The following is a 22,388-nucleotide window of genomic DNA, read 5'->3' on the forward strand; positions in this document are numbered from 1 at the left end:
CCCATGACCAGAGATAGCGCGTTCCTGGCGGCGCTGGCCGAGCTGCGCTCCGCCCCCGTCGCGGACTGCCTCGACCAGGCGGGGCTCCCCTGTGCGGTGATGGCGCCGCACATCCGGCCCGTGTCCCCGGACTTCCGGGTGGCCGGCTTCGCCGCCACCATGCACGTGGTGGAGGTCGAAGCCAAGCCCGCCGACACCGCGAACTACTACACGAACGAGCTGGCCGCGGTGGACGGGCTGCGCCCAGGTGACCTGCTGGTCGTGTCGCACGCTCGAAAGGCCGGGTTCTGGGGTGAACTGCTGGCCACGGCCGCTGCCAGGAAGGGCGCGGTGGGACTGGTCGGCGACTGCTACGCACGCGATTCGCACGCCCTGACCGAGATGAACTTCCCGTCCTTCGTGGCCGGTTTCAACCCGCTCGACAGCCTGGGACGGCTCGACGTCGACAGCCTGGGCACGGATGTCGAGTGCGGCGGGGTCACCGTGCGTCAGGGCGACCTGGTGGTCGCCGACGCCGACGGGATCGTGGTGGTGCCCGCCGAGGCGATCGAGCCGATCGTCTCGGCGGTCCGGGACAAGCTGGCACGCGAAGACGCCATGCGTCACGACTTGCGGACCGGTATGGGAATCGTCGACGCCTTCCGCAAGCACGAGATCCTCTGAGTTTTCCGGAAGGGACAATGATGGCAATGCTGAAAAGGGTGGTGGTGCTCGACCACCCGGAGCCGCAGGGGCTGGATCCCGCCCTGGTGGGCCCGGAGGCCGAGCTGATCGACGCCTCCGGGCGTCACGACGCCTTCGAGCTGTGCCGCTCGGCTGACGTGATCGTCACCGACACCGTTCCGGTGCCCGCCGCGCTGGTGGCGGGGCTGGAGCGGTGCCGGCTGATCTGCGAGTACGGCGTGGGCGTCGACAACATCGACGTGCCCGCCGCGACGGCGGCCGGGATCTATGTGTCGCGGGTGCCGTCCTACTGTGTGGAGGAGTTGGCCGACCACGCCGTGGCGCTGATCCTGGCTTCGACCCGGGGCATCGTCAGATATCACGATCATGTACGGGGTGGCGGATGGGACTACCGCCAGGCCGGTACGCTCCGGCGTACCCGGGGGCAGGTCCTCGGCCTGCTCGGTATGGGCCATGCCGGCCATGCGGTCGCTGTCCGAGCCGCCGCGCTCGGGTTCCGCGTCCTGGCGACCGATCCGGTGATCGACCCTGGAGATTCTCGCGCGGGGGCCGCCGAGTTGGTGCCGCTCGAGCGGCTGGTGGCCGAAGCCGACGTGCTCAGCCTGCACGCCCCACTGACGCCCGCCACCACGCACGTCATCTCCGCCGCGCGGCTGGCGGCGATGAAACCCACTGCTTACCTGGTCAACACCGCACGGGGCGGCCTCGTCGACCAGGAGGCACTGGTGGCGGCACTGCGGGCCGGCCGGATCGCGGGCGCGGCCCTCGACGTCCTGGCGGCCGAACCTCCGCAGGTCCACGAGGAGCTTCTTGGTCTGCCGAACGTGATCGTGACCCCGCACGCGGGCTTCTACTCCGAGGAGTCGCTGGCGGACCTCACCCATGGGGTGTTCACCGAGGTCCGTGCCGCGCTGAGCGGGCTACGCCCGCGCAACGCGGTGAACCAGCCGCTCGACACCGACTGACTCATGGAGACCTGGCGGGTGACGGTGGCGCCGCCGATGGTCGTGTCGTTCTCGCGGGCGCTTTCGTGACCTTCCAGGGTGCGATCGGCCGCCCCTGGAAGTGCTCAATGAGTCCCTCATAACCCAAACGGCCGTGCCCTGTACGCCATCGGCGGCAACGTGGACGCGGCCAGGGCGGCCGGCATCCGTACCGACCGGGTGCTGTGGACCGCCTTGGTGGGCGCAGCATCTACCGGGCCCTGGCCGAACGCGAGAAGCGGGCGGTGTACCCCGAAGCCGTCACTGTGAGTCGAGAATGCCCAGTGACTTCACGACGAGGAAGGTGTCCTCGTACAAGTGCATGCGCGTGATCAGGCCGTCCGTCACGGTGAAGTGGAAGGCGACGGGCATGCGGAACTGGCGGCCGTTGCTCGCGACCGTCTGCCCCAAATGGGCCAGGACGACGGCGTCGGAGCCGGCGATGAGGATCTTGTCGATCGACATCTCGGCCCTGCTCGCGACGAACAGCCTCAGTCGGCGCCGGCCAGTACTTCCCGCATTACCTCGACGAGGGTGGTGCGGGCGAGTTCGGCTCGCAGGGTCTCCTCAATGTGGTCGTAGATCTCCTGCATGGCCGGTTGGATGCCTACACCCACCGGACACTCCAGATTCGGCGTCGACCGGTGCATCGCGAACAGAACGCCAGGCTCCACCGCCCGATAGACGTCGAGCAGTGTGATCGACTCCAGTTCGCGGGTCAACGTCCAACCGGCTCCCGCGCCACGGCGGGATTCCACGAGGCCAGCCTTCTGCAGCTCTCCCAGGAGTCGGCGAATGACCACGGGATTGGTGTTGACGCTTCCCGCGATCTGCTCCGACGTGGAGATCTCGTTCCCCTGGCGTCGGTGCACCTCCATCCAGGTCAGCGCATGGACCGCGATGGTAAGTCTGCTGTTGGCGCCCACTCCGCCACCTCCTCGGCGTCGTAACATTAATTATTGCTACTATCGGCGTCAAGCCTCCATCCCTGTTCCTTCGGCGGCCGCGTCCAGCGCGATCGCTTCGCCGATGCGCAGGCCGGTGAGGTCAGCAGCCCCAGCAGTGACTGGTAGATCACCGCGTTCAGCCAGGCCGCCACCTCCTGCCGCCCCTCGATGTCAGAGCTGGTTGAGGCCGCCGTCGACGTACAGTTCGCTGCCGGTGGTGAAGGTGCTCTGGTCGGAGGCCAGGAACAGTGCGGCCGCGGCGGACTCCTCGGGGCGGCCCATCCGGCCCAGCGGCACGGTGCTGGCGAGGTGGGCCTTGAGCTGCTGCGCCTTCTCCTCGTTGGCGGCCAGACCGGTGATACCGGGAGTCTCGATCGGGCCGGGCACGAGGGTGTTGACCCTGATACCGCGGTCCCTGAGCTCGTTCGCCCAGGTGCGCGCGAAAGAGCGGACGGCGGCCTTCGATGCCGCGTAGACGCCGAACGCCTCGGCGCCCTTGGTGGCTGCGGTGGAGCCGGTCAGGATCACCGAGGCTCCGTCGGCCAGCAGCGGCAGGGCCTTTTGCACGGTGAACAGCATGCCGCGCACGTTGCTGCCAAAGGTGGTGTCGAAGTGCTGCTCGGTGATCTGCTCCAGGCGAGCGAACTCACCGCCACCGGCGTTGGCGAACAGCACGTCCACCGGGCGGCCGCGCTCGGCGACCGCTGCGTACAGCCGGTCGAGGTCGGCCAGATCTGACACGTCGGCACGCACACCAGTGACGTTGGAGCCGAGCTCGGCGACCGCGGAGTCCAGGACGTCCTGGCGGCGGCCGGTGATGAACACGTGGGCTCCCTCCATGGCGAAGCGCCGGGCGGCGGCCAGGCCGATACCGGTGGTGGCGCCGGTGATGACAGCTGTCTTGCCCTCAAGTTGACCCATGACTGCACTCCTGTTGTCGATGTGGAAGTAACTGGTTTTGCGGCTTGGCCAGCACCGCGACACGGTGACAGCCGTTGTAACAATAATTGTTTCGACAAGTATGTCAAACTATCCGCCCTGGTCATGGGCAGGGCGCGGCTCCCAGCACATGAGCCTGCTCGACGTCCGCCCGCGCATCGCCGAACCCTGCGAGCACCACAGCCGCCGGAGGAACCAGGGACCGCACCCCGTCGGCCGCTGTCACTTTCTCGGCGAGGTCACGTCCACGGATCACGCTGGCGACGTAGGTGGTGTCGAGGTGATGCCACGCAGCGGGTTGGACTCCATCACAAACCCGTCCGCTTGCAGTCGCTCACACCCAGAACCTTAAGGACCCCCAGGGAAACACGATCACCCGATCGTGCGATGAGTTCCCCTTCTCCGCCACTCGCCAAGGAGCGTCACTGGCGGGCACCAACTATTCGGCTCGCGCGATTCTGGCGACCGACAACTCCACCGCGGGATCCTGAATGGGCTGGTGGTTCGGGCGTAACCGTGTCGCATAAGGTGTGGCCCGGCTTCCGGCTTTTCCGGTGGGCCGGGCCCTTTCTCTTTGCCGGGAGACGACATTGGACTCCGATGCGCTGACGCACTATCGCAAGCTGCTGGAGGAGAACCTGGACGTGCCGTTGTGCGTCACGTGGATCGAGTGCATGCCGGCCACTGAGGCGCTCGTCGCGGCGGGAGGGCAGGAGGACGGCTCGGGCAGGCGCACTTTCGCGCAGACCGTAGAGGCGGCCTACGACGCGATTCCCGCTCGGGCCGGCGCGGCGATGGCCGGAAGCCTGGGATCCTGGACCGTCCTGGTCGAGCCCAATGGCTTTCAAGGGACGCGTCCAGAGGTTCTGGCCCGGTTGGCGCGGCAAGGGCGGGCGCTCAGCGTGTTCTGGAACGCCAACGGGGACGGGCAACTTGCCTATGCCGAGCACGGTCGCGTCCTCGTCACGGCGGATCTGTTCGACCCCGAAGAGCTGGAAGACCTCGAAGACCTGCCCGACGTGCTGTCGGCCTGGCCCGAGCTGGCGGAACAGGACGATCTCCGCAGCGCGGCCCTGACCTTGGGCGAGATGCTCGCCGGCGGGCGTCTGGAGGCGGAGTGGCTGGCCGCGGAGCACCAGAGCGCCGTTCTGGACGCGTACGCGGAACCGGCCGGAGCGGTTCTGTCCGGCCAGGACGAGCGCGACCATCTCGCTTATCTCGCCGGCGACCCACGCGTGGCCGACCTCATCGCCGCTCCCGGCCCCGGTCGCGCGCGTGAGATCGCCGCGCTGGTGGCGGAGACCGCGTGCGAGCTGAGCGGCCTGCACGTGCCGGTGGCCGACCGTGTTCTGGCCGCTCTGGCGGGGGCGCCGAGCCCGGCCGTTCTCGCCGAGCTCCGCGCCGAAGTACGTCTTCTCAGCCAGGAACTGCTGGCCCAGAGGCCGCCGGCCGATGCTTCCGTTGAGACCGTGGAACGCTGGCGCGCGCGGTACCAGGCGTCGAGCGTCCTTGAGGCCTCGGTCGATGAGGACGCCCTGGCCGCGGCCCGGGATGCGATCTGGCGGATCGGCATGCTTCGACTGGGCGACCGGGGCGGCCGCCGGGTGGGCGCGCTCATGGCAGTGCTGGAACAGCTTCAGAAGTAGGGCTGGGATCGCTTCGTCACTCAGAGCTACCTTGGGGCTCATTGTACGGACCCGAGTGGGGGCCGCCGAGGGCGGTGCGTGGCACGGCGGGTTCAACTGGACCGGTCGCCTCTGAGGGCAGGGAGTAGGGCATTCTTAGGTACGCGCAGATCACATCCACGATCGTCTGCCGCAACTCGGGGTCAGGATTGTCCTGGCCGAGCTGCTCCAGGGCGTACAACCACCGAGGCGGACCGGGGCCTGGGTGCTGCCGAGCTGCTCGATGGCCTTGCCGTAGCGGTCGGTCACATGGCCGCGCTCGCCGAGCTGGAAGGTGCGCCGGGCGGTGTTGGCGTTGCGCGCGGTGTAGTAGATCGCGGACCAGCGCGGCCAGACCGGTAGCCAGGGCCAGCACCCGGCCGCGGACCGCGTCCAGGGCGGCCGCCAGGTCCTTGCCGGTCAACCCCGCCGATCCACCGACCGCCACCCCATCGACGTGCTCCAGCACCCAGTGCGCCCCCGGGCCCAGCACCTAGACAACTCCCGCCACCAACGCCACGCCGACTACAGCCGCCACTATCGAGACAGCTCTACCCTGACCCGGATCGATCAGCGGTACGACCCTTCGTCCAGGTGTAAGGATCTCGCCGAGACCTGGACCGGGGATGATCGATGCAAGCTGACCCCGGAGTGCGGGGCCAACAGGGCCCTAGCCCTGGGGAGACGACGTCTGCATGAATGCTGACCTTAGGGCCAGGGCCGTTCCAGCCGTCCCTCCTCATCACGGGTGTGCCGCCGGCTGACCAGCACGTCATGGTGTCCGCGCAGGTGGTCCTCGAATGACTGGGCCTGCGGGCCGAACGGGCCGCCGTGGATCTCCCACTGGATCACCTGGCCACGGCGTCCGATGTCATCGGGCGCGAGATCGATGCAGAACAAGTTGCCACCGCTGTCCTCGGCGAACGGTATCCAGCCCGGGTGCCACCACACGTACCGCACATAGCCCTCGATCGGGTCGAGTTCGCGGGGTTCCAGGTCGTCAAAAATCCCTTGATCGTGCAGCTCTTTGAGGCTCCGCCACCGGCTCAGCATCTGCTCGACCGACATCCCCTCGTACTCGTAGTAGGGCAGTCCACCGTGGCCGCCGAACAGCCGCAGGTACGCCAGGAAGTCGGCGGGCAGCGGCTCTCCGATCGCCGCCTGGAGTTCGGCCACCGCCGCTGGGTCCGCGGCGCCTCGGGCCTTGACCAGTGATGCGTGGTCGGGACGCGCGTGCTCGGCGAGCCAGGCGGATATCTCCGATACCAAGCGGGTCAGCCGTGCGGCGCACAGGTCGACCGGGTCGGCCGCGCCCAGCTCGCGCAGCACGCGTACGGCATCGCTGTGTCCTTCCCTGTCGGCGACACCGGCCGCCGTGACCTTCCCATCGTCCTTGGACGCGAGCACGTCCGCGCCGGCCGCCACCAGGGCTTGGATGACCTCGACATCCCCCTCCAAGGCGGCCAGCATCAGTGGCGTCCAGCCGTCCGGCCGGGACAGGTTCGGGTCGGCGCCCGCGCGCAGCAGCGCCGATACGATCGCCTGCGACTCCGCAAGTTCCAGGGCCAGGGTCAGGACCGTGGCCGCCTCTGCCCCGCGCCCGGTCCTGTTGACGTCCGCATCCGCGCTGATCAGGAATTCCACCAGCGGAAGGCTGCGGGCACCGACCGCGCACATGAGCGGCGTCCACCCCGATGAACTGACCTCGGCGTCCACGGGCAGGCCCGCATCCAGGAATGGCCGCACCAGATCGATCTGGCCGGTGTCCGCCGCGTCATACGCCACCAGGTGGAATTCGCCGCTTACGGCGGGATCGACGTTCTGCGCGAACAGTCTGATGAGAGCGGCTGAGTCGCCTCTGGCTACGGCGTCGAGCACAGCAGCGGCCGGATCATCCATGATCGGATGCTAGAGCCCGTATGCCCCACTGTTCAGCTTGATCCTCGATCTCGGCTCAGCACTGTGACCATCCCTGTGATCTCAACTCCGTACAGGCTTTAAGCCGCTGGAAGCGGTCCACCAGCGAGGCTCGGCAACGCAATCTAACTATATGTCGCTGATTAACTACAGAGAGTGATAGATCTGAGGAGTCGACACTTCCGAGACCCGAAAAGGGGAATCCTCGTGATCAAACTTTCGCTGGCCGGTCTGACCCTGGCCGTCACCGTGGCGACGGTCGGGTTGGCTCTCGTCAACCCATCGCTTGCTGCGGCCCAAACGCCGGAGCAGCAGTGGTTCATGGAGTTGGACGGCGTGCCGCATGGAAAGATCTGGACCCGGAGCAGTGGGCACAGCGAGTGCCTGACCGCGAACACCTCCGCCATCGCCACCGCCCCGTGCGGCAACAGCACCCCGGGGCAGTACTGGTTCATGGAGTTCGACGGCGTGCCGCAGGGAAAGATCTGGACCCGGAGCAGTGGGCACAGTCAGTGTCTGACCGCGGACCCGAACACCTCCGCCGTCACCACCGCCCCGTGCGGCAACAGCACCCCGGGGCAGCAGTGGTTCATGGAGTTCGACGGCGTGCCGCAGGGAAAGATCTGGACCCGGAGCAGTGGGCACAGTCGGTGCCTGACCGCGGACCCGAACACCTCCGGCGTCACCACCGCCCCCTGCGGATGACCTCTCGACTCTCCGTCGCCTGGGTAGTCAGTACGACCGCTGCATGACTTTGGGCTCGCCTTTGGCCGGCCCCAACAAGGGCGCCGGCTACGCCAGCAGGACTCCGAGCGAGGTCGTCGGCTTCAACTGCGCCTAGCCGCACCGTCGCCCGCTCCGAGCCGGGAGCGGGCGGCCCGCCGCGTGATCGCGGCTACTCAGCGCTACTTCGCGCGGGTGAGCCGCATGGCCGGGTCCAGCTCCTTGACGAAGGCGGACAGCATGTCGTCACTCGGATTGCCGCGTCGCTGCTCGGCGAGGTCCACCAGGTACCCGCCCATGTCGCCCCGGGCCTGTCGCCCCGCCCTGCCGTCTGCCTGCCGTACCCCGGGACCGGCGTACCGGAGTCCACCTCACGGGCCGTGATGCCGCCGACGAAGCCGAAACCCGTCCACCTCGATCACCCCGTCCGGGCCCTGCAGGCTCCACTCTCCGTCCTCCCGCCACAGGCGCAGATCGGACTCGTCCCAGTTCCGCCCCGCGGGCCCGGGGACGTCCCGCAGGACGTCCCGGACGTCCTGCGGGACGTCTTCGCCGGCGTGGTCGACGTCGGCGAAGTCCTGGCGGTCGCGGGCGGCGGCCTGGACCTCTCAGCGGGTAGACGGAGTTGCGCACCGTGACCTGCGGCGAAGCCGCTCGTTTGGGCCGTGTGACGCGATGCTTACCACCGGGCCTACTTGTCGAAGGCCGCGTAGAGGCCGTCGGTCGCGTTCAGGGATTCGGCGGCGACCAGCGGGTTCCAGAAGTCGACGTAGCGGCTGATCTTGCCGTCGATCGTTTCGACGACCGAGATGTAGGTCTGGTGGTACGGCTTGCCGGTGCTGATGGCAGTGCCCACGCTCTTGAACTCGGCGATGACCAGCGACGGGTCGACGGTCTCGTGGAAACGCAGGTCAACGAAGTCCACCTTGAAGTGCTCCGGGAAGTTCTTCATGTAGTCGAAGAGCGCGGCCTTGCCGCGTACCTCCTTGGGGAAGTCGGCAGGGCCGTAGGGGAACTCCAGAACCCCGTCGTCGGTGAAGAGCTCCACCCAGTCTGGGATCCGGCCGGAGGACAGGTACTCGAGGTGGTTCTTGAAGGCTTGCTGGGCGGCGTCGCGAACGGTCATGGTGCACTCCAGCTACTAAGGAGAAGAATTTCTCTTTTAAGATAGGTCAGGGATCGCCTAAACGTCAACTTCTTCTCGTTAAGATGGCGACATGCCGAATCAGAGCTCCGCGCGCCCCGGTGGACGCACCGCCCGCGTACGTGCCGACGTCCTGCGTGCCATTGACGAGCTGGCACTGGAGCAACCGCTGGCCCAGCTCACCCTCGCCCAGATCGCCGAGCGCTCCGGCGTGGCCCTGGGTTCGCTCTACCGCCGCTGGGGTTCACTCGACGGACTCCTGCTGGACGCGGTCACCGAGAGGCTGACCACGCGTTCACGCGTGCGCGACACCGGCGACCTGCGCACAGACTTGGAGGACTACGTCCGGCGCGCGGCCGAGGACATCGGTGGGCCCGACGGAAAGCTGCTGCTGCGCACCCTCGTCGCGGCCCGGCTGGGCCAGCCCGGTATGGAACTGCCGCCCGCCCTGTCCCGCCGCTACGAGGAGGTGCAGGAGATGCTGGACCAGGCGAAGGCGCGTGGAGAGGACCCGCCGACCCTGCACGAGATCATGGAGATCGTCATCGCCCCGCTCTACACCGCCCTGCTGTTCGGCGCCGAACCGAGCACCCCGGCTGTGCTGGTCGACCGGCTACTGGCACTCCGCTCCGGAGAAATGCGGCCTGGCTGTGGCCGGAACTCTGGGTGAGCCTCGAAGCGAAAGCAAACAACGCGACACCGTACAAATCCCCGCCGTCATACTGATCGGCCCCGGCACCCGCATCACCCACGGCGCCGTCCAACTCCTCGGCGACTCCGGTACCGCCCCGGCGCGAAGCGTCCTTGACGCGGTCGTGAGCCGTGCGACGCAATCGGTCGGCGGAGGCAGCCCGCGGGACCCGCGACCTTGCTCCGGTTCAGGCACCGGCCTCGAGTACGGCGAGGTCGCGTACCGCATAACGGTGATGCTCGGCCTCTTCCTTGAGCACCACCTTGAGGCAGCGGCGCACGACGTACTCCTGGTCGGGATATGGGTCCGCCGGCTTGCGACCACACACCCGATCGAGCTCGGCCTCGGTGAGCCCGTCGACGACACGCCGCATCGTGGCCATGCGGGCGAGCCGCGGCACGAGTATCTCGTCGAGCGTCGGGGTGGCTTCGAGGGTGAGCCCGAGCTTCGCCGCTGCGTCGGGCGGCATCCCGCCATGAGGAAGGCCCAACGGGTGGTACGGCGCATCCTCCTCGAGCACGGCATTACCAAGCCAGGCATCGCCGGCCATCAGCAGGTGCCGTTGGGTCTGGACGAACGACCACTCGCCGTTGACCTGCTCGTGCAGCTTGGCCTCGGGCAGAAGCCTGGCGCGGTCGAGCGTCGCCTCCCATTGCGTCTCGATGGCATCCCAAGCAGCCCGGTAGTCGACGCAGGACGCGGCGTCACGCGCCAGCACCCGCGTGGGATGCTGCCGGTCGAGCTCGGCCTCGACATAGGCGGTCACGTCGACGTCGTTAACAACAAGACGCTCGAAGTCGCCACCGAGGTAGACGTCGCCCCCATAGCAGTCCACGATCTTCAGGCCGCTGACCTCGCAATCGCGAATCTCAAGGCCGGCAAGATCGCATAGGTGGATGCGGGCACCACGGAACTGGTCACTCTGGGCGTAGTCAGCAGGCATCGAGGCAGTTTCCCGCATCCGTCCCGCCTGCGCCAGTGCGCAGCACAGCGTGAGGGTTCTGTCGTTCGTCGGGGTACGGCGCCGGGCTGTGAGAGGACGAGCGCGGGTGGCTGGCGTGCGCCGGGTGCGGCTGCCTGGGCTGGGCGCAAGAGAACCGACGTCCAGATGGGGCTCTCCCGTCCCGGAAGGTCATCGCTCGCGCAGTCCTCGTTGGGGACGCTGGATCAAGAACGCGGCCGTAGAGCCGTAGATCGGTCCCTTCATTTGTAGATCACAGAGGTTACCGTTCGGTCTGGGGCTGCGGTGCGGGGGATGACGCTTCGTGCCCGGCGAACAAGATCGCCCAGCCCGGAGCTGCCTACAATTCGCCGGATCGTCGGGAGGACGGCATGAGCTCCTCGGCCGTGATGCGTTCGAGTTGCTTGTGCCGGGTTTCCGGGCCGAAGGCGATGAGGGCGATCATGGCCAGGGCCATCGGGATGACGCCGACAGCGGCGGTCACTCGTACGGAAGGGATCGCGACGGCGGTGACCACCAGGGCCAGGATCAGCACGCCACCGGCCTTGGTCGCGCCAGCGGACAGACCGCTGGTGCGGGCGCGGATCACGGTCGGATAGATCTCCGCGGTGTAGGCGGCGAGCACGGCGTTCAGGATGCTGATTCCCCATACCGGCACGACGAGCAGGACGTACAGCAGAGTGCGGTTGGCGGCCACCTGATCGCCCAGCAACGCGAAGGTGGCGAGGGAGCCGCCCATCACCGCGGTCACGAGGATGATGGTCTTCTTGCTGCTCCAGAATCCGTACAGCAGCGCGATCGGCAGGCTGAACGGGAACCCGATGATCGCGGCGTTACGGAGGATCTCGCTGGCGTTCACCTCGGAGAAGCCGAGCCGCTGGAGGTTGGACGGCATCCACTGCTGGAAGCCGTACTGGGTGGTGCCGATGCTCAGGGCCAGCAGGACGACGACGACGGTCAGGCCGAGGAACGGCTTGCTGAACGCCAGCCGGGAGCCGCGTCCCAGGTCCTGCTCGACGGCGAGCTCGGACGGCGTCTCGACGATGGTGGCGCCGTATTTGCGCATGACGGACTGGGCCTCCTCATCGCGGCCCTGCTTGATCAGGAAGCGCGGCGACTCCGGGATCCAGCGGTTCAGCAGCAGCAGGATGAGACCGGTGGGAAGGCCGATCAGCCACAGCAGGCGCCAGCCGAGCTGGTCCGGCGCGGCCCAGGTGGAGGCCAGCCAGCTCACGATGATGTAGGCGCCGGCGATGTCGCTGCCGATGAGCACGATCATCCAGCCGCGATGTCTCCTCGGTACCGTCTCCGAGAGCAGCACGAAGGTGAGGGGCAGCATGCCGCCGACGCCGAGACCCATGACGAAGCATGTGATCAGGTTCATCCAGAACTCGGGCATGGTGCCGCACGTCGACGTCGCGATGAAGATGATCGCCGCCAGCAGGATGGACGCCCGTCGGCCGATGCGATCGCCCAGCCATCCCCAGATGAACGAGCCGATCATGGTTCCGGAGATGCCGGCCAGCGGGTAGAGGCCGATCGGCAGCGCGTCCGCCGTCGGGTTCAGCGGTCCGCGCAGCCCGTACTCCGCCGCGGCGCCGGGCGCGAGGAACGCGAAGGCGGTCGGTTTCATCACGTCGATCGTGATGGCGGCCGCCATGACCAGGAGCAGCCCGATGTGGGCGGGCCTGATCGGCGCGTCGTCGAGAGGGGTGATGCTCACCTTGCTCAGCTCGGGCCGGCTGCCTCGGGACTTCGGGAACAGGCTGTAGGTGGTGATGCCGACGCCGATGAACAGCAGGACCATGCCGACGGCCATCTCGGTCGTCACGGGCATGCCGGCAAGGTGATAGTGCATGTCATGGGCCATGAAGTAGCTCGGCAGCTGTAACAGCACGCCGACCGTGGTGATCGTTACGCCGGACCAGAACGCCAGAGGATGTTCGTACGAGGCAGATCTCACGTCAGTACCCTTCTGGCGGTTTCCGGCAGGGCTCGGTCCGGGGGATCGCGGCCATCAGGAGGCGCTTGTCCGGTTTGCCGTTCGGCGCCGTCGGCGCCTCGTCGATGACGGTGATGGTCGCCGGTACGCATGCGTCACCGAGTCGCTCGCTGACCAGTGTCCGCAGCGAGGCGAGGTCGAAGGCCCGGCCCGCCACTGGTACCACGAATGCGTGCACCGCCTCGCCGGTGTCCTCGTCCGGGGCGCCGATCACGTACGCCTCCGCGATGTCAGGGGAAGCGGCCAGTACCCGCTCGATCGGACCGGCGTAGTAGAGGTTCGCGTTGACGATGATGACGTCCCGCGTCCGCCCGACCAGGTACAGTCGCCCGTCCTGGTCGAAGTGGCCCAGGTCCCGGGTGCGCACCCACCCGTCGATGAACACCTCCGCGGTCTGCGTCGGTTCGGCCCAGTACCCGGTGGCCTGGGAGGGCGTGCGGACGTACAGCTCGCCGTCGACACCGGGCGGGACGGGCCTGCCGTCCGCGTCCCGGATCACGACGTCGATGACGTCGGGCGGGAACCCGACCGAAGGGGCGACATCTGACGGCCTGGCCATGGAGATCGTGCCGGTCTCGCTCTGCCCGTAGCCCTGGAACACGATCGGGCCGAGCACATCGAGTGCTTCGCGGAGCCGGGACGCCTCCAGCGGCGACCCGGACACCATGAGCGCCCGCAGGCTGCTCAGGTCGGCCGGGGCGCTACGCTGCGCGGCGACGAGTTTGTACAGGCGGGGCACGGTGATGACGCTGGCGGACGCCCGATGTCTGGTGATCGCGTCGGGAAACACGGGCGGGTCGGCGACGACCATGGTCCCGCCCGCGGCAAGGGTGAGGACACCGTACTCCATCATCACTTGGCTGCTCAGCGACCCGAACACGAGGTAGCGCCGCAGGCGGGACGCCAGTTCTCGGATCGCCGGCGGCCACGCCGCCGGGCGGGCCGTCCACGCCGCGTTCAGCGCGGCGTAGGTCTGTGCGCATGCCTTTGGTGTGCCGGTGCTGCCGCTGGTGTAGACGAGTCGGGCGACGTCGTGCGGGTGGCCGGACAGGTGCAGCGGACCGTCCTCGTCGGGTGCGGCCAGCAGCTCGGAGACGGTCAGGGTGCGCGGAGCGTGCTCCGGCCCGGTGGCCGCGTCGGTCACGACCGCGGCGACGTCCTGGTGGAGCACGTGGCGCAGTTGGCCGTCGGACAGCCCGGGCCGCACACCGACGACCCGAGCCCCCACGACGTAGCCGGCGATCATCGCGGCGAACGCTTCGGCAGTGACGCCCAGCAGCATGGCGAGGCCGTCCCCTGGCCCGATGGCCGCCGCGCGCAGTCCGGTGGCCATCCGCCGGACGAGGTCGAGCATCTGCGCGCCGGTGACGGTACGGGCACCATGCTCGAAGACGGATCGGTCTCCAGCCGCGCCAAGGAGGTCCAGAATGGAACGCGGGTAGGGTTCAGCCGGCGTCGGCAAGGCACTCCTTGACGAAGACGGCCAGGGGCTGCTGGTGCACCTCCGGCAGGTTCCACTGGTTCTCCAGGTTCTCCGCGAGGTGGTGGACGCCGGTCGGCGTCCCCTCTCGGTAGTGCCGCACCACCGGGTGCAGGTAGTTCGCGTCGTGAGCGTTGGCGACGTCGTTCTCGACGACCCTCCGGATCGAGATGTCGAACGGGTCGACGGCGTCGTGATCCTTTCCGTACTCCAGGGTGACGACGAACCTGTGCCGGGCACGGCCGAGGCCGCCGTCGGCGGCGTACGCCACCGGGACCTCCTCCTGGTACAGCGCGGTGTCGCCCTCAACGGTGACCACGTCTCCGAGCACGCCGAACTGCTGCCACAGCGCGGAAGAGCGGTTGACCCGGGCGATGATCGCGTCGCTGATCGCCACCGGGGTCGGCTCGACCTTCCTGGCAGGCCAGGTCCCACCGTGGTAGCGGGTGGCCAGGATCCGGTGGAGCGCACGCACCCCATAGCGGAAGCCGTGGATGAACCCGCTCGTGGACTTCTTGAAATCGCGCTGCTGGGTGAGCGTGCCGGCGAAGTACAGACCGGGCACGGTGGTCGACTCATACGCTGACGTCTGCTCGGGGAAACGGTCGTTGATGACCAGCGCCGGCCGGCAACTGTCGTCGAACGCCGAGGCGTCGAACCGGAAACCGGTGCACACGATCACCCGGTCGTAGAAAAGCTCGCGCAGCGCTTCCACGGTACGGGCGTAGCGGAACATCACCCGGTAGCGACCGTCATCACGGCGTTCGATGCTTTCCACCGTGCCGTCGAGGACCGTGTTCTGGGACTTCAGTTGGTAACTGTCGAGGAAGTTGTTGTTGACCGCGCGTAGGTGCCCGACGAAGTGCGACTGCCAGGCCATCTTGATGGAGTGCGGCCCGGCGACGTGGATGACCGCGGCCTTGGCCATGAGTGCCTCGGCGGTCTCGAACCCCGAGTTGCCCTTGCCGATCACCAGGACCCGCTGGTCGACGAAGGACGCCGGGTCGGTCTCGAACGTGTCGTAGCGTTCTGTGGCCTCGATGCCGGGGATCGGCGGGATGTACGGCTGGGAGACGCCGGTGGCCACGACCAGCCGCCGGCCCCGCCATGAACGTCCGCCGAGGTCGACGGCGGTGAACCCATCGTCGTCCCGGCTGATCCGGGAGACGTGGGTGTCGTAGTGCACCCGAACGCCGCTCGCCGACGCGAAGTCGGACAGGTAGCGCACGAGATCGTCGGCCTGCGGGAAGTACAGCTCGCTGTACCGGGTGAACAGCAGCTCCGGATCGTCGCTGAGCAACGAGTTCCAGTCCATCCGCAGCCGCAACTCCGGGTCCTCGTACCCGGTGTGCACCTTGTTGATGGAGATCAGCTGGCGGTGCCGTGGGAACCGGGTGAAGAAGGTACCCGGCCCGGCTCCGCGTTCCAGGACGACATAGTCGTGACCGCCCAGTTCCAGCAGCGCGGCGAGCTGCAGCCCGGCCGGTCCGGCCCCGATGATCAAATAGTCATGAGCCATGATCCGGAAGCTACGGACGGATTCTCAGAGGATTCTGAGAATTCACCGCCTATGGTCCAGGCATGCCCGCCGTCGAAGGCTCCATCAACCTCAGCGCCCCGCTGCGCTCCGCCGACCTGCACCGCGCCGCGACACCGGTGTCCGTCGTGGTCGACGAGGCCGTCCGCGGCCGCGTCGAGCGCGGCCGTGATCACCTGCGCGGCGTGCTGAAGGAGGAGGAACGCCCGGTCTACGGCGCGACCACCGGCTTCGGCGCCCTGGTCGGGTTCGCCGGCCGGGACGAGGAGGCGGACCAGTGTGACAACACCCTGGCCCACCTCGGTGCCGGGCAGGGGCCGGATCTGGCCCATGACGTGAGCCGCGCCGCGATTCTCGTGCGCGTGTGGTCTCTCGCCCAGGGACTGTCCGGGGTGTCGGCTCACGTGGTCGACGGGCTGGCCGCGATGTTCGCCACGACGTTCGTTCCGGTGATCCCACGCTACGGTTCGGTCGGCGCGAGCGGAGACCTGATCCCGCTCGCCTATGCCGCCCAGGCATTGCGTGGCCGGGGACAGGCGTGTGTCGACGGCCGGCGGATGCCCGCCGCCGAGGCGCTGCGCCATGCTGGGCTGACCCCGTTGACGCTCGACGGCCGGGATGCCCTCGCGCTCGTCAACGGCACCTCCCTCACCACCGCCGCGACCGCCCTGGCCCTGGACAGCATCCGGTCCTCCCACCGCGCGATACAGGCGCTCACCTGTCTGCTGGTCGATCTGCTCGGCTGCGACCCGGGCTTCCTCAACCCGCGTCTGCTCGACGCCTATGGCCATCCCGGCGCGATCGACGTCGCCGACGGCATGCGCAAGACCCTTTCCGGGATCAGCCCGACCCGCACACGTGCGCTGCAGGAGCCGTACAGCATTCGCTGCTCCCCGCAACTGCTGGGCGCCGCCGAGGACGCCCTGCGGTACGTCGACGGTGTCGTCGAGGCCGACCTGTCCAGCGTCAGCGACAACCCGCTGTTCTTCCCCGACGACGACCTGGTGGTGCACGGCGGTAACTTCTTCGGGCAGCCGGCCGCGTTCGCGGCCGATGTCCTGGCGATGGTCACCGCTCAGCTCGGCAACCTCGCCGAGCGGCAGCTCGACCTCCTCGTCGACCCGGCCCGCAATGGCGGGCTCCCCCCGATGCTCGCCGCCGGGCCCGGCCGCCAACACGGTATGCAAGGCGTACAGCTCGCCACGACCGCGTTCGTCGCCGAGATCCGCCGCGCTGCCGTTCCGGCCGGCATGCAGAGCCTGCCGACCAACCTGCACAACCAGGATGTCGTGCCGTTCGGTACCCAGGCCGCCCTTCGCGCCTATGACATGGCCGCCCTGTTGCACCTGCTCTGCGGCTCGCTGGCGGTGGGACTGCGGCAGGCAGCGTACGTCGGCGCCCGCCGCCCCACGGCCCCAGGCTGCGCGGCACTCCTCGACGCCCTGGTCGAGGCGATCCCTCCCGTCGATCCCGACCGCCCGCTGGACGCCGATGTCCGCAAGGCCGGTGAATTGCTCACCGCGATACTCCCCTGAAGTCCCGCCATCCTGTGCGGCAGAGCCCCGGGGATGGCGGACGGCGCCTCGTCTCGCATTTGCCGGACATCTCCCACGAGTCAGTTGCCGGCCAGGTCGCGCCGCTGGAAGGCGGTGACACCGGCCAGAACGAGCGCCAACGCGACGGCGGTCAACCAGAGCAGCGGCGCGGCGCTCACCTCGCCCCCGGGCACCTGGGGGAGGTGGGCGAAGGGCGACAGGTTCCTGATCCAGTCATCGAGCTGGAGCAGCTCGCCGAGCTGGCCGAGCAGGGCGAAGGCCACCAGAGCCGCCCAGGCCAGGGCGGTCAGCCGGGGCAGCAGGCCGAACAGCAGCATCGCGATCCCGGCCAGTACCCATGCTGCGGGCACCTGTACCCAGGCCGCCCCGAGCAGCCGGGGGACCTGCTCGCCGACCTCGCCCGTTCGCACGCCGTGAGCCAGCCCGGCCGCCAGGCCGCCGGCCGTGATGATGATCGGGGTGCCGCCCAGTGCGATGACCAGGTGGCTGAGCGTCCACCGCCGGCGGGGTACGGCCGCCGCCAGCACGGGCTCGGCGCGGGCGCCGGCCTCTTCACCCTGCAACCGCAGCGTGGCCTGTACGGCGAAACCGCCCACGGCCAGGCCGAGCAGCCCCATCACGGCGGCCAGGAAGGTGTCCGCCAGCGCCCCCGCGCCGCCTATCCGCTCCAGGATCGCGGCGAGCTGAGGGTTGTCGTTGACGATGTCGCCCACGCTCTGGGCCAGCGAGCCGAACATGGCCCCGCCGATCGCGAAGCCGATCACCCAGCCCAGCAGCCCGCCCCGCTGCAACCGCCACGCCAGCGCGAGCGCACCGGCCAGGCTCGGCGCCGCGTCGGATGGGCCCAGCCGGGGCGGCAGCAGCCCGGCGCCCACATCTCGCCGCCTGGACAGCAGCGCGGCCAGCCCGACCAGGACGAGTCCGGCCAGCGCCAGCAGACCGACCACCCACCAGCGTTCGCCGGCGAAGGCACGTACCCGCTGAGCCCAGCCCAACGGCGACAGCCACGCCAGCGCCTCGACACCGGCGGCGTCACCCGAAGCCCGCAGCAGATAGGCCAGGCCGAGTACCGAGACGGCCAGCCCGTTGGCGATGCGGGCATGCTCGGTCACCTGCGCGGCCACCACAGCGATGCCGGTGAACACCCACCCGGTGCCGCCCACCGCGAGCCCGAACCCGAGCGCGCCGGAGCCGGGAAGTCCTTGGCCGGTCAGAGCCACAGTGAGCAGGAGCGCGATAAGGAGGTTGGCGCCACCTGCCACGATCACCGCGGCCGCCGGGATCGCGTGGCGGCCGACCGCGCAGGCCCCGATCAGCTCGGCGCGGCCGGTTTCCTCCTCCGCGCGGGTGTGCCTGGTCACCACCATGATGCTCATCAAGCTGGCCAGGCCGGTGGCCAGGGTGGTCGCTCGCCAGGCGGTCAGTCCGCCCACCGATGTCGGGTCGAAGACCGGGCCGGTGAGCGCCTGCAGCGCGGGGGTCGAGCCGATGGTGACGCCCAGGGCGAGGCGTTGTGCCATGCCGGGGTAGAGCTCGCCGATCGCCGCGGCGGTGGCCGCGACGACACCCGTGATCATCACGATCCAGACCGGCAGCAGGAGGCGGTCACGGCGCAACGCCAGCCGTACCAGCTTGAACGTGCCCGTCATGACGCGCTCTGATAGTGCCGCAGGAACAACTCTTCCAGCGTAGGCGGCTGGCAGGTCAGGCTACGTACGCCCGCGTCGGTCAGCAGTCGCAGCGCGCCGCCGAGCCGATCGGCCTCGACCTCGAAGCGCACGCGCGCGCCGCTGACGGCCAGCTCGTGCACGCCCGCCAGCTCGGCCAGGCCGTCGGGGATCCGGTCCAGCTCGGCGGTGACGGAGCTGCGGGTCAGGTGGCGTAACTGCGCCAGGGTGCCGCTCTCGACGGCTCGGCCGTCGCGGACGATGGTGACCCGGTCGCACAGGGCCTCCACCTCGGACAGGATGTGGCTGGACAGCAGCACCGTACGGCCGTTGCCGCGTTCCTCGGTGACGCACTCGCGGAAGGCGGCCTCCATCAGCGGGTCGAGCCCGGCGGTCGGCTCGTCCAGCAGCAGCAGTTCCACATCGGAGGCCAGGGCCGCGACGAGGGCCACCTTCTGCCGGTTGCCTTTGGAGTAGGCGCGGCCCTTCTTGGTCGGGTCGAGGTCGAAGAGCTCCAGCAGCGCCTTCTTGCGCCGCTGGTCGAGCCCGCCGCGTAGGCGCCCGAGCAGGTCGATGGCCTCGCCGCCGGACAGCGTCGGCCAGAGCACGACGTCGCCGGGTACGTAGGCCAGGCGCCGGTGCAGCTCGACCGCGTCGCGCCACGGGTGGCCACCGAGGAGTTCGGCGTGGCCGGAGCCGGCCCGCAGCAGGCCGAGCAGGATACGCAAGGTGGTGGTCTTGCCCGCGCCGTTCGGGCCGAGGAAGCCGTGGACCTCGCCGGTGTCCACGGTGAGATCGAGCCCGTCCAGGGCGCGCACGCGCCCGAAGGACTTGGTCAGCCCACTGATGAGAATGGCAGGATTGCCCGGCATGGGCGCCTCCCTGAAGCCGGTCCGATATGACGTTGCCGACCAGACTTCCCGGCGCTCCAGGATCGACGTTAACAGCACCGACCCCTCCACACCAGACATACCTCAACGAATCCATTGCGCCATCGGGGGCCTCGACCCGGATCCCGCGGCTGAACGATCAGCTCGGCGCAGGGCCACTGGATAGCCGCAGGAAGCCAGGGTGGCACTGGACGAGCTCACCGGGTCCTTGTTATGGAGGGTGGTCACCCAGCCGGCGGCTGTGTCGTGTCGCGGATGGCGCGGGCGGCGTTGACCAGGCCGATATGGCTGAAGGCTTGCGGGAAGTTCCCGATGGGTTCGCCTGTGGCGGAGTCGACCTCCTCGGCCAGCAGGCCGACGTCGTTGGCGTATGAGGCCGCGGTCTGGAACGCCTGCTTGGCCGGGGCGCTCTCGCCTGCGAGTGCCAGAGCGTGGGCGAGCCAGAAGGTGCACAGCAGAAACGTGCCCTCCTCTCCCGGGAGTCCGTCGGCGGCGTGGTATCGGTGCACCAGGCCGCGGGCATCGGTCAGGCGCGCGGCCACGGCATCTATGGTGGCTCGGACGCGCGGGTCGTCGCCGGGCAGGAATCCGACCATGGGCATCATCAGCACGGACGCGTCCAGATCGGCTGCGGCGAACGTCTGGGTGAAGGCGCCCACCTGCTGGTTCCATCCGTGGGTCAGGATCGCGGCGCGGATCTGCTCGCGGTCGCGGGTCCAGCCGGGGACGCGGCTGGTGGCGTCCAGCAAAGGTGCCAGGGCGATCGCCCGGTCCAGGCCCACCCAGCACATGAGCTTTGAGTGCAGGAAGTGCCGGCTGGGGCCTCGTATCTCCCAGATGCCCTGGTCCGGCTCGCGCCAGTGGTGGGCGGCCGCGTCGGCCACGCCGGTCAGGAAGGAGCGGGTGAGTGTGTCGATCGGGCCCGCGTCCTGGTAGATCTGGTGGGCCGCGTCGAGCAGTTCCCCGTAGATGTCGATCTGGCGCTGCTGCCAGGCGTCGTTGCCGACGCGTACCGGGGCGCTGCCCCGCCAGCCGCTCAGGTGGGTCAGGGGTCGCTCGCTCAGGTCCCGCTCGCCGCCGACGCCGTACATGATCTGCAGGTCGACGTCGTGGTCGAGTTGGCTGGCCGAGGCGCGGGCGAGGAAGGCGAAGAATGCGGTCTCCTCCATCTCGCACGCCGCCGTGGCCAGTGCCTGCAGGGTGAAGCTGGTGTCGCGGATCCAGGTGTAGCGGTAGTCCCAGTTCCGCTCTCCGCCGACGCTCTCGGGCAGGGAGGTCGTGGCCGCGGCGACGATGGCCCCGGTGGGTGCGAACGTCAGCGCTCGCAGCACCCGGCCGCTCTGGCCGACCTGGTCTTGCCAAGGGCCTTGGTAGCGCGCGTGCAACCGGGACCAGGAGCGCCAGCCGGTGACGGTGTCCCTGAGGCGGCGGCGGATGTACCGGGGATTCAGCGGCGGTTGTTCGGGACCCCACGCCCAGCCGGCCCGCAGGGCCAGCCCCAGGCGTTCTCCCGCTCGCAGGGTGTGGGTGGTGTCGGCGACCGCACCGCTCACCCGCAGGTCGATGGGTGTCGAAAGGGTGAGGACGTGGGCGCCGCCGTGCGCGATCAGGCCGCTGCGGATCGGCTCTATCAGTGGCTTGACCAGCCCGAACTCGGGCCTCGGCGCGTACACCACCTCTACCGGCACGCGTCCCTCGACGCAGGTCACCTGGCGCAGGAGAACACCGGGTGAGGACGCGCCCATCGAGTGGCCGCGTTCTCCGTGGCCCAGTGCGAGGGCGTCCACGAGTACCACGGTTCCGTCGGGGCCACGGAAGGTGGTCTCCAGCACCAGGGTGTCGTCCAGATACCTGCGGGTGATCTCCGTGGGCCGGGTGGGCCGGATGGACCAGTGCCCGGCGTTCTCGTCGAGCAGCCGGGCGAAGATCGATGGGCTGTCGAAACGCGGCATGCAGAGCCAGTCCACCGAGCCGTCGGAGGTGACCAGGGCCGCGGATCGGCAGTCCCCCAGCAGGGCGTGGTCGCTGATCGGCCTGGTGCTCAAGGGCGCCTCATCCACTCGGCGAGGATCGCGGGGCTTGCGGTGCGCGAAGGCGGGGCCGTCGCGGCTCAGCCGCGGCCTTGTGTCGGCGCAGCCCGATGGCGTAGGCGAGTGCGGATCCAGCGAAGAGCACGCCGGTGACCAGCAGCCAGCGGCCGAGGTACGGGCTCGTGTCCAGCGCCGTTGACCGCTGGTAGTTGCCCTCGGCCAGTCGGAGGATGAGGGGGAACCAGATGAGGAACAGCAGACCGGACAGCGCGCCCGGTATGCGCAGGTAATTGATCGGTGGCGGCCAGGTGGGGGTGCCGGACGGTCGCCGGCGGCGACGCCACGGCCGCCGTTGCGCGGCGACGTCGGCGAGGGCGTACAGCGGGTACAGCAGGAGGTCGTGGATGATCGCGGCGCCGACGAACCACACCAGGAAGCCGATCCAGATGCCCGCGGCGACGACGCGACTCGCGGCGTATCCGGCCAGGGCGAAGCAGGCGAGCAGCGCCAGCAGGTGCAACGGGTCGGCCCCATAGCGGCTGGCCATCCTCCTGCGGATCCAGGAAGGCATGT

Annotated in this window: 19 protein-coding genes; 6 read left to right on the top strand and 13 right to left on the bottom strand. The window is 69.0% G+C overall.

Annotated features, from left to right (window positions below):
* The first annotated feature begins 3 nt into the window (after positions 1 to 3).
* Positions 4 to 663: a hypothetical protein gene (locus tag AB0C30_RS02055; protein ID WP_357938603.1), complete on the top strand. Its 660-nt coding sequence runs from the start codon at positions 4 to 6 to the stop codon at positions 661 to 663.
* A 26-nt stretch (positions 664 to 689) separates the two neighbouring features.
* Complete coding sequence (locus AB0C30_RS02060) at positions 690 to 1,649, top strand: C-terminal binding protein (RefSeq protein WP_357938605.1); 960 nt, start codon at positions 690 to 692, stop codon at positions 1,647 to 1,649.
* Positions 1,650 to 1,928: 279 nt separating this feature from the next.
* Here the strand turns inward: AB0C30_RS02060 and AB0C30_RS02065 are convergent, their stop codons facing one another.
* The 3 genes from AB0C30_RS02065 to AB0C30_RS02075 form a co-directional block, all read right to left on the bottom strand.
* Positions 1,929 to 2,132 (bottom strand): nuclear transport factor 2 family protein, encoded by a 204-nt coding sequence (locus AB0C30_RS02065; protein ID WP_357938607.1) that lies wholly within the window; start codon positions 2,130 to 2,132, stop codon positions 1,929 to 1,931.
* A 26-nt stretch (positions 2,133 to 2,158) separates the two neighbouring features.
* A complete protein-coding gene (locus tag AB0C30_RS02070; protein WP_357938609.1) occupies positions 2,159 to 2,593 on the bottom strand; it encodes an Rrf2 family transcriptional regulator in 435 nt (144 codons plus the stop codon).
* 192 nt (positions 2,594 to 2,785) lie between these two features.
* Complete coding sequence (locus AB0C30_RS02075; RefSeq protein ID WP_357938611.1) at positions 2,786 to 3,535, bottom strand: SDR family oxidoreductase; 750 nt, start codon at positions 3,533 to 3,535, stop codon at positions 2,786 to 2,788.
* Positions 3,536 to 4,143: 608 nt separating this feature from the next.
* Between AB0C30_RS02075 and AB0C30_RS02080 the strand changes: the two genes are divergently transcribed.
* Entirely contained in the window at positions 4,144 to 5,199 is a 1,056-nt protein-coding gene (locus AB0C30_RS02080; protein ID WP_357938613.1) for a DUF6461 domain-containing protein, read from the top strand.
* 726 nt (positions 5,200 to 5,925) lie between these two features.
* Here AB0C30_RS02080 and AB0C30_RS02085 read toward each other — a convergent pair.
* Entirely contained in the window at positions 5,926 to 7,116 is a 1,191-nt protein-coding gene (locus AB0C30_RS02085; protein WP_357938615.1) for an ankyrin repeat domain-containing protein, read from the bottom strand.
* A 225-nt stretch (positions 7,117 to 7,341) separates the two neighbouring features.
* On the opposite strand from AB0C30_RS02085, the gene AB0C30_RS02090 reads away from it, so the two are divergent.
* Positions 7,342 to 7,839 (top strand): ricin-type beta-trefoil lectin domain protein, encoded by a 498-nt coding sequence (locus AB0C30_RS02090; protein ID WP_357938617.1) that lies wholly within the window; start codon positions 7,342 to 7,344, stop codon positions 7,837 to 7,839.
* A gap of 709 nt (positions 7,840 to 8,548) precedes the next feature.
* Here AB0C30_RS02090 and AB0C30_RS02095 read toward each other — a convergent pair.
* Complete coding sequence (locus tag AB0C30_RS02095; RefSeq protein ID WP_357938619.1) at positions 8,549 to 8,983, bottom strand: nuclear transport factor 2 family protein; 435 nt, start codon at positions 8,981 to 8,983, stop codon at positions 8,549 to 8,551.
* Positions 8,984 to 9,074: 91 nt separating this feature from the next.
* Between AB0C30_RS02095 and AB0C30_RS02100 the strand changes: the two genes are divergently transcribed.
* Entirely contained in the window at positions 9,075 to 9,671 is a 597-nt protein-coding gene (locus AB0C30_RS02100; protein ID WP_357938621.1) for a TetR/AcrR family transcriptional regulator, read from the top strand.
* A 208-nt stretch (positions 9,672 to 9,879) separates the two neighbouring features.
* Here AB0C30_RS02100 and AB0C30_RS02105 read toward each other — a convergent pair whose 3' ends face one another.
* The 4 genes from AB0C30_RS02105 to AB0C30_RS02120 all read right to left on the bottom strand — a co-directional run bounded on the left by AB0C30_RS02105 (position 9,880) and on the right by AB0C30_RS02120 (position 15,654).
* The gene (locus AB0C30_RS02105; protein WP_357938623.1) at positions 9,880 to 10,635 is read right to left on the bottom strand and encodes a DinB family protein; all 756 of its coding nucleotides are present in this window, start codon (positions 10,633 to 10,635) and stop codon (positions 9,880 to 9,882) included.
* 358 nt (positions 10,636 to 10,993) lie between these two features.
* Positions 10,994 to 12,616: an MFS transporter gene (locus AB0C30_RS02110; protein ID WP_357938625.1), complete on the bottom strand. Its 1,623-nt coding sequence runs from the start codon at positions 12,614 to 12,616 to the stop codon at positions 10,994 to 10,996.
* 1 nt (position 12,617) lies between these two features.
* Positions 12,618 to 14,117: a fatty acid--CoA ligase family protein gene (locus tag AB0C30_RS02115; protein WP_357938627.1), complete on the bottom strand. Its 1,500-nt coding sequence runs from the start codon at positions 14,115 to 14,117 to the stop codon at positions 12,618 to 12,620.
* On the bottom strand, positions 14,101 to 15,654 hold the full coding sequence (locus AB0C30_RS02120) for an NAD(P)-binding domain-containing protein (protein WP_357938629.1): 1,554 nt from the start codon (positions 15,652 to 15,654) through the stop codon (positions 14,101 to 14,103). Before AB0C30_RS02120 ends, AB0C30_RS02115 begins: the two co-directional genes overlap by 17 nt.
* Positions 15,655 to 15,716: 62 nt before the next feature.
* Here AB0C30_RS02120 and AB0C30_RS02125 point away from each other — a divergent pair, with 62 nt between their 5' ends.
* On the top strand, positions 15,717 to 17,207 hold the full coding sequence (locus AB0C30_RS02125) for an aromatic amino acid ammonia-lyase (RefSeq protein WP_357938631.1): 1,491 nt from the start codon (positions 15,717 to 15,719) through the stop codon (positions 17,205 to 17,207).
* An 80-nt stretch (positions 17,208 to 17,287) separates the two neighbouring features.
* Here the strand turns inward: AB0C30_RS02125 and AB0C30_RS02130 are convergent, their stop codons facing one another.
* The 4 genes from AB0C30_RS02130 to AB0C30_RS02145 all read right to left on the bottom strand — a co-directional run bounded on the left by AB0C30_RS02130 (position 17,288) and on the right by AB0C30_RS02145 (position 22,386).
* Positions 17,288 to 18,877 (bottom strand): ABC transporter permease, encoded by a 1,590-nt coding sequence (locus tag AB0C30_RS02130; RefSeq protein ID WP_357938633.1) that lies wholly within the window; start codon positions 18,875 to 18,877, stop codon positions 17,288 to 17,290.
* Positions 18,874 to 19,767 (bottom strand): ABC transporter ATP-binding protein, encoded by an 894-nt coding sequence (locus AB0C30_RS02135; protein WP_357938635.1) that lies wholly within the window; start codon positions 19,765 to 19,767, stop codon positions 18,874 to 18,876. Before AB0C30_RS02135 ends, AB0C30_RS02130 begins: the two co-directional genes overlap by 4 nt.
* A 242-nt stretch (positions 19,768 to 20,009) precedes the next feature.
* A complete protein-coding gene (locus tag AB0C30_RS02140; protein WP_357938637.1) occupies positions 20,010 to 21,830 on the bottom strand; it encodes a glycoside hydrolase family 15 protein in 1,821 nt (606 codons plus the stop codon).
* Positions 21,831 to 21,837: 7 nt separating this feature from the next.
* Positions 21,838 to 22,386: a hypothetical protein gene (locus AB0C30_RS02145; RefSeq protein ID WP_357938639.1), complete on the bottom strand. Its 549-nt coding sequence runs from the start codon at positions 22,384 to 22,386 to the stop codon at positions 21,838 to 21,840.
* Between the last annotated feature and the right edge of the window lie 2 nt (positions 22,387 to 22,388).

Origin of the sequence: Nonomuraea sp. NPDC048901, from assembly GCF_040649695.1 — a bacterium.
GTDB lineage: Bacteria > Actinomycetota > Actinomycetes > Streptosporangiales > Streptosporangiaceae > Nonomuraea.

Bases quoted from the DNA above. Each gene is read 5' to 3' on its own strand.
- AB0C30_RS02060 (WP_357938605.1), top strand. From the start codon at position 690: ATGCTGAAAAGGGTGGTGGTGCTCGACCACCCGGAGCCGCAGGGGCTG.
- AB0C30_RS02130 (WP_357938633.1), bottom strand. From the start codon at position 18,877: ATGACGGGCACGTTCAAGCTGGTACGGCTGGCGTTGCGCCGTGACCGC.
- AB0C30_RS02145 (WP_357938639.1), bottom strand. From the start codon at position 22,386: ATGCCTTCCTGGATCCGCAGGAGGATGGCCAGCCGCTATGGGGCCGAC.
- AB0C30_RS02095 (WP_357938619.1), bottom strand. From the start codon at position 8,983: ATGACCGTTCGCGACGCCGCCCAGCAAGCCTTCAAGAACCACCTCGAG.
- AB0C30_RS02065 (WP_357938607.1), bottom strand. From the start codon at position 2,132: ATGTCGATCGACAAGATCCTCATCGCCGGCTCCGACGCCGTCGTCCTG.
- AB0C30_RS02085 (WP_357938615.1), bottom strand. From the start codon at position 7,116: ATGGATGATCCGGCCGCTGCTGTGCTCGACGCCGTAGCCAGAGGCGAC.
- AB0C30_RS02075 (WP_357938611.1), bottom strand. From the start codon at position 3,535: ATGGGTCAACTTGAGGGCAAGACAGCTGTCATCACCGGCGCCACCACC.
- AB0C30_RS02055 (WP_357938603.1), top strand. From the start codon at position 4: ATGACCAGAGATAGCGCGTTCCTGGCGGCGCTGGCCGAGCTGCGCTCC.
- AB0C30_RS02100 (WP_357938621.1), top strand. From the start codon at position 9,075: ATGCCGAATCAGAGCTCCGCGCGCCCCGGTGGACGCACCGCCCGCGTA.
- AB0C30_RS02135 (WP_357938635.1), bottom strand. From the start codon at position 19,767: ATGCCGGGCAATCCTGCCATTCTCATCAGTGGGCTGACCAAGTCCTTC.
- AB0C30_RS02105 (WP_357938623.1), bottom strand. From the start codon at position 10,635: ATGCCTGCTGACTACGCCCAGAGTGACCAGTTCCGTGGTGCCCGCATC.
- AB0C30_RS02120 (WP_357938629.1), bottom strand. From the start codon at position 15,654: ATGGCTCATGACTATTTGATCATCGGGGCCGGACCGGCCGGGCTGCAG.
- AB0C30_RS02125 (WP_357938631.1), top strand. From the start codon at position 15,717: ATGCCCGCCGTCGAAGGCTCCATCAACCTCAGCGCCCCGCTGCGCTCC.